The sequence below is a fragment of the Cellulophaga fucicola genome, assembly GCF_900119145.1.
Taxonomy (GTDB): Bacteria; Bacteroidota; Bacteroidia; order Flavobacteriales; family Flavobacteriaceae; genus Cellulophaga; species Cellulophaga fucicola.
On record NZ_FPIY01000006.1, the window covers coordinates 134,027 to 140,613 of the forward strand.

Sequence of the window (6,587 nt, forward strand, 5' to 3'; positions counted from 1 at the left end):
TCAAAAAAAAATATGAAAAATCAACAATTATTTTTCGCAATCTACTTTATTACTTTAGTAGGTTTTTCACAGAACAATACTGTACAAATAGATTTTACTACACAAAAATTTATTGGTTCTGAAAGTGAGTTAAATAGAGAAAAATATTTTGCTATGCACAGCTCTTATAACAATGGCGACTTAGCAGATGACCCTGACTACTTATTTAATGATTTAGGTATTAAGTTTGGAAGAACTTTTGGTGGTCCAGGACCATATTCTAAATATAAAAAAGGTGATATGTCTGTGCAAAATGCTAAAAAATTAGCTTTAGAAAATGCAGAGAGATATAAAAATTCTCCTTTGTATGCTACACAAAAAACAACCGATTTAATTATTACAGACCACCCTAGAGATGCTTACAAACTAGGAATGGATTTTGAAAAAACCGCTACTTTTAACGTTGCATATATTAAAAAAGCATATCCTGTAATGCCTAAATATTATGAGGTTATGAATGAACCTTTTGTACACGCAAAAGATTTTGTAGATAGTTATGACAAGACTCCTAAGGTAATTTCAGAAATGTCTGAATTTCATAAAATAGTAGCAGATAAAGTACACGCAGAAATTCCTAATATTATGGTTGGTGGTTATAGTGCTGCTTGGCCAGAATATGACAAAAATAACTTTGCAATTTGGAACACCAGAATGAAGGTTTTTATGGACATCGCTGGAGAAAGTATGCAGTTTTTTGCAACCCATATTTATGATGGCAGAAATGTAGAAGGCGACTTTAATTATAGATCTGGCAGTAATTCTGAGGCAATTTTAGATTTAATTGAGTCTTATAGTTACCAAAAATGGGGTGTTGTAAAACCTCATCTTATATCGGAGTATGGTTACACTGCAAAAGGTTTACAAGGACAACCATACTCACCTATTTTAAATGGTGTTTGTTTAACATCATACAATAACATATTAATGTCTCTATTAGATAAACCAGATAGATTATTAAAAGCAGTACCCTTTATTACTGGCAAAGCTACTTGGTTTTATAAAGATAGTAGAAACCCAGAAGGTCATCCTTACCCTTGGGTATTACTACGTAAAGAAAAAAATGGGACTTACAAATACACACACTTAAGAAAGTTTTGGCAACTTTGGAAAGATGTCCAAGGCAATCGTGTTTACGCAACATCTAACAATCCAGATATACAAGTACACGTATTTGCCAATAAAAATAAAGGGTATGTGGCATTAAACAATTTAGCTGATGATGCACAAAAAATAAACTTAGATTTTTTAAACTCAAGTAAACAATTAATAAAAAACGCTACTATAAAAAGGTCTTACAATAACAAAAACGGTATTCCTAAATTGGTTTTATTTACCAATGCTAAAGACACTAAAGAAATAACATTAAAGGCTGGCGAAACTGTTGTTATAGATTATGATTTGACTAACTATGAGTTTTTAAACACTGTTAAAGAAAATAACTACTATGCTAAAAATTGTTTACAAGAAATTAAAGCTAATAATCCAATAATTTTTTCAGTAGACAATGTAACGTCTTCTAATAAAGGAAATGCAACATTAAAAATGGGACTTGGTAGAACGCACAATTTATCTAAAAAACCTATTGTTAAAATAAATGGAACTATAGTTACTGTACCAACTAATTGGGCTGGTTATGACCAAACTGGCAGAGAACAGTTTTTTGGGGTAATACCAATACCTGTAGCTCTAGACAACATTAAAAACGGAACAAATACTGTAGAACTAACTTTTCCTGATACTGGTGGTTATGTTAGTTCTATAATTATGAATACAGAAAACTTTAAAAACTAAATTATGAGCCTTTCTAATAAATCATATGTTTTAGGAATTATATGCTTGGCATTTTTATTTAGTTGTCAGTCTAAAAAACAAGATGTAATAGCTAAATACACTACTAAACCAAACGTAATTTTAGTAGTTACAGATGATCAAGGTTATGGTGATGTTGGTGCTCACGGAAATTCTGTTATACAAACACCTAACATAGATAAGTTGTATTCTGAAAGTTACCACCTAACCAATTTTCATGTTAGCCCTACATGCGCTCCTACCCGAGCCGCTTTAATGACAGGTAGATATGCAAACAGCACCGGCGTTTGGCACACTGTAGGTGGTTGGTCTATACTAAGAGAAAAAGAAAAAACATTGGGTAATATGTTTGCAGAAGCAGGCTACTCTACAGCTGCCTTTGGCAAATGGCATTTGGGGGACAATTACCCGTTTAGACCAGAAGACAGAGGTTTTCAAGAAACAGTAATGCACGGTGGTGGTGGTGTGCAACAAACTCCAGATTATTGGAATAATACTTATTTTAACGACACTTATTTTCATAACGGTAAGCCAGAGAAATATAATGGTTACTGTACTGATGTCTTTTTTAACGAGGCTATTAATTTTATACAAAAAAGTAAAGACAAACCTTTTTTCTGTTACATAGCACCTAATGCACCACACGGTCCTTACAATGTTCCTAAAGCGTATTACAATTTGTACAAGGATTTAAACGATACCATTTTAGCAGATACACAAAAGCGTTTTTATGGAATGATTACTAATATTGATGACAATTTTGGAAAGCTTAGAAAAAAACTTACGGAACTAAAAATAGCGGACAATACCATTTTAATTTTTATGACAGATAATGGCACATCTGCAGGTTACTACAATAAAAAAGGAATAGTTACTGGGTATAATGCAGGTATGCGCGGTGCAAAAGGCAGCCATTATGATGGCGGACATAGAGTTCCGTTTTTTATCTATTGGAAAGATGGCAAAATAAGCACCGCTAAAGATATACATACACTTACCGCACAAATAGATATTTTACCAACATTAGCAGAATTGTGTAATATAGATTTACCTAAAAATCATTTAAATATAGATGGGCAAAGTCTTGTTTCTATATTAAACGGAAAAGACACCTTAAATAATAGACTTTTAATTACCGACTCTCAACGTGTTCAAAATCCAAAAAAATGGAAAAGCTCTGCTGTAATGCAAAATAAATGGCGTCTAATTAACGGTAAAGAACTTTATGATGTTAGCACAGATATAGGTCAGAGAAACAATATTGCAGCTACCAATAAAGAAAAAGTAGCAGAAATGAGAAGCTTTTACAATAGCTGGTGGACACAAGTATCTAAAGATTTTGACAAAGAAATTTATTTTAAAATTGGCACAACTAAAGAAAACCCAATTACACTAACTGCACACGATACACACGGAGAAGAAACTATGCAACCATGGAACCAAGTACTAATTAGACAAGGTAAAATTGGTAAAGGATATTGGAGTGTAGATGTTTTAGAGGAAGGAAATTATAAAGTTTCTTTAAGGAGGTATCCGGTAGAGTCCAACTTAGCAATTAACACTTCTACTCCACCAATTACTACTAAAGAAATTGTTGGTTTAGAAAAAGATATTCCAGAAGGTAAAAACTTAAATTACAACAAAGCTTCTATTGAGTTTAAGGATCAAATAGTATCAGAAATTGATGTAAAAGAGAATGATTTATCAGCAAACTTCAATATCAATTTAAAAGCAGGTAAAACTAAATTGTATGCAAATTTTATCACCAAAAACGGAGAAAAAAATGTAGCCTATTACGTTTATATTAAAAAGTTATAAAATGAAAAAACTATTTTTTGTTCTTCTAATATGTACTGCTTTTTGCAAAGCTCAAGATAAACCAAATATTGTATTTATACTTACAGATGACCAATCTTATGATTTGCTTGGTTGTACAGGAAATACAATTGTACAAACACCGAATATAGATAAACTAGCAGATAATGGCGTATTGTTTACAAATGCACACGTTACAAGTGCTATTTGCACGCCAAGCAGAATTTCTATTTTATTGAGTCAGTTTGAGCGTAAGCACGGTGTAAATTTTAATTCTGGCACTAGTGTTTCTGATGTTGCTTGGCAAAACTCATATCCCGTTGTTATGCGTAATAATGGGTACTACACAGGTTGGGTAGGCAAGAACCACGCTCCTATTGGCAAAGGCGGTTATCAAAGCGGATTAATGGAAAAAAGTTTTGATTATTGGTATGCGGGGCACGGACATTTAGGGTTTTACCCAAAAGACAATCACGCTATTTTTAATGATGCTATAGCTTTTACACAACCCGAAATTATTAATGAAGGTATAGACGATTTTTTAGATCCTAATGCTCGTAAATTAAAAGGAGCATTACATTTTTTAGAAAATAGACCAGCAGATAAACCTTTTATGCTTTCTATAAATTTTAATTTACCACACGGAGCAGGTACAAACTCTATGAAATTAAAAGATAGTGATGACGATATATACAAAACCTTATACAGAGATATAGCTATTCCGTTACCTGATAATTATATTGCAAAAAAAGATATTACCTCTACTAAATTACCTGTTAGTCTATTTCATACAGAAGATAGGCAAACTGGTTACAATTATGTAGATACACCCGCAACAATTAAAGAGCGTTACATAAGAGAACTACAAGCAATGACGGGTATAGATAGGCTAATTGGCAACCTACTACAAAAATTAAAAGCTCTTAAGTTAGATAAGAATACCATTATCATTTTCACCTCTGACCACGGCCTTTTTGGGGGGCAACAAGGGCTTGGAGGAAAAGCATTGTGTTATGAGCAAACTACACATGTACCCATAATTGTTTTTGATCCTAATGCAACTAAAAAACAAAGAGGTCTAAAAAGCGATGCCTTGGTACAAACTATTGACATTGCGCCAACAATGCTTGCCTATGCAGATATTAAAGCTCCAGAAACCTTTCAAGGTACAGATATCTCTGATTTAATAAAAGATTCAAAAATTGAAGTGAGAGATTATGTATATACTGAAAACTTATGGTCTACACATTTCGGCAATCCTAGATGTGAGTCTGTGCAAACAAAAAATTGGAAATACATTAGGTACTACAAAAACAACAATTTTTCTGCCACTAAAGAAATTAAATATGCAAAGCAAATTGGCATTCCGATCAATGAAATGTTATATAGTATGCATGACCCTCAAATCGCAACATATCGTGATTATATAGATTCTCCTTTATATGGAGAACAACCGGTTTATGAAGAATTGTATAACCTCAAAGAAGATTCAGCCGAGCTTAATAATTTAGCTGAAAATCTTGAATATGCTACAGTTTTAGATAATTTGAGAACACAATGGAAAGTAGAAATAACAGCAGCCAGAGGAACAGGAAAATCACAAGTTTTAAGATATACCAATGATGCTTTTCCAAAAGCGAAACATTGAGGGTAACAACCTATTAATCAACAAACTAATGTAATACAGCTACTATTAAAACACCTTATAACAGCACTAGAATATCTTGAAAACCATATGTGTTACACTTCTGAACATTTAACGAATTGACTAAATTCAATAGGAGCTAACTTTATTAAAAATTAAAACTAATGACCAAAACAGTTAAAGCAGTATAGCTCATTTTATTGATTGCCGTATTTGCCTGCAGTAATTCTAGCAATAGCATTATAGATGTGTCACAGAAGGAAACCAAATTGAAACTCCAGTTAATGAAAACGAACCAGATTCTAACTCGAAACCTACTTTTTTAGCAAATCAAGATCCTAAACCTAGTGGTAAAAAATGGGTAAGTGTTAATGAACTATCGTAACAGTTAGATGCTAACAAATGATTGGATAGAAGAGACCTGAGCACAGGAAATGGGGTTTGAACAACCATTAGAAAATCGTTACACTAAAATTGATTGGTTAAGATTTTGGAAGCTTGAAGACCAATAGTAAACTTAAATACATATTTCATCTAATCACTTCTAGTAGTTGCATTTGTCGTCGCTCTTTTAAACCATGTACTAATGCATTTAGTAAATGAAATAATTACCTTCCAAATTCATTTTAAAATCCCTTCTAAAATCAATCTTTATTTTTCTTTATCGCTCTACCCTCTGGGTGTTGATTAATAGAACCCATACCTTGTGCAAAATAAACTTCGGGCTTATGCCAAACACCGGTACTCTTAAAAGCTGGCTCATCATAATCTAAACTCAAATCGCAATCAAATCGTCCTAAAATTGTATATCCTTTTCCTGGACTACCCGCATTTACAAAATGAGATAAGCCCCAAGTAAAACCTCTGCCATCTTTAGTGTCCGTAAATGCGTCTGGAGCAAAAGGTGCTGCCGCTGTAGGAGTTAAAGAAACACTCGATGCCATTTTAAAATTTACGCCATCCTCAGCATATTGTATGGTTTCACGCTCGTTACCATCCTTAATAGCTAAGGTAGCTACACCACCTTTATAGGGCCAGTATGTGGTCTCATGACCTGATTGCATCACTGGATTTAAAGAATGCTTTTTATAAGGCCCTAAAGGATCTTCTGCTATTGCCAAACCATGCCCTACAGCATAGTTACTTCTATTATCGGGCCATTTGTTATATGCTGCTTTGTAATACACATAAATTTTTCCGTCATGTACCAGAGGCTGTGGATCATGCGTAGCTTTATGGTCCCATTCTCCTTCTTTACCAAACGGAATTACTTTATCTC

General features: G+C 33.2%; 4 protein-coding genes. 3 read left to right on the top strand and 1 reads right to left on the bottom strand.

The genetic code is table 11. From position 1 onward, the window contains the following. Positions 1 to 12 precede the first annotated feature (12 nt). From BT107_RS16005 to BT107_RS16015, 3 genes are read left to right on the top strand one after another with little or no spacing between them, the layout of a single operon-like run. Positions 13 to 1,830, top strand: coding sequence for a beta-agarase (locus BT107_RS16005; protein WP_072304846.1), 1,818 nt, complete (start codon positions 13 to 15; stop codon positions 1,828 to 1,830). A 3-nt stretch (positions 1,831 to 1,833) separates the two neighbouring features. After that, positions 1,834 to 3,666: an arylsulfatase gene (locus BT107_RS16010; RefSeq protein WP_072304847.1), complete on the top strand. Its 1,833-nt coding sequence runs from the start codon at positions 1,834 to 1,836 to the stop codon at positions 3,664 to 3,666. A 1-nt stretch (position 3,667) separates the two neighbouring features. Further along, positions 3,668 to 5,311, top strand: coding sequence for a sulfatase-like hydrolase/transferase (locus tag BT107_RS16015; RefSeq protein ID WP_072304848.1), 1,644 nt, complete (start codon positions 3,668 to 3,670; stop codon positions 5,309 to 5,311). A gap of 641 nt (positions 5,312 to 5,952) precedes the next feature. Here BT107_RS16015 and BT107_RS16020 read toward each other — a convergent pair. Beyond that, positions 5,953 to 6,587: glycoside hydrolase family protein (locus tag BT107_RS16020; RefSeq protein ID WP_483188803.1), on the bottom strand; the 635-nt coding region annotated here is incomplete at its 5' end.

What these genes read in the sequence shown, in the direction of transcription:
- BT107_RS16005 (WP_072304846.1), top strand. Translation starts at nt 13, where the DNA reads ATGAAAAATCAACAATTATTTTTCGCAATCTACTTTATTACTTTAGTA.
- BT107_RS16010 (WP_072304847.1), top strand. Translation starts at nt 1,834, where the DNA reads ATGAGCCTTTCTAATAAATCATATGTTTTAGGAATTATATGCTTGGCA.
- BT107_RS16015 (WP_072304848.1), top strand. Translation starts at nt 3,668, where the DNA reads ATGAAAAAACTATTTTTTGTTCTTCTAATATGTACTGCTTTTTGCAAA.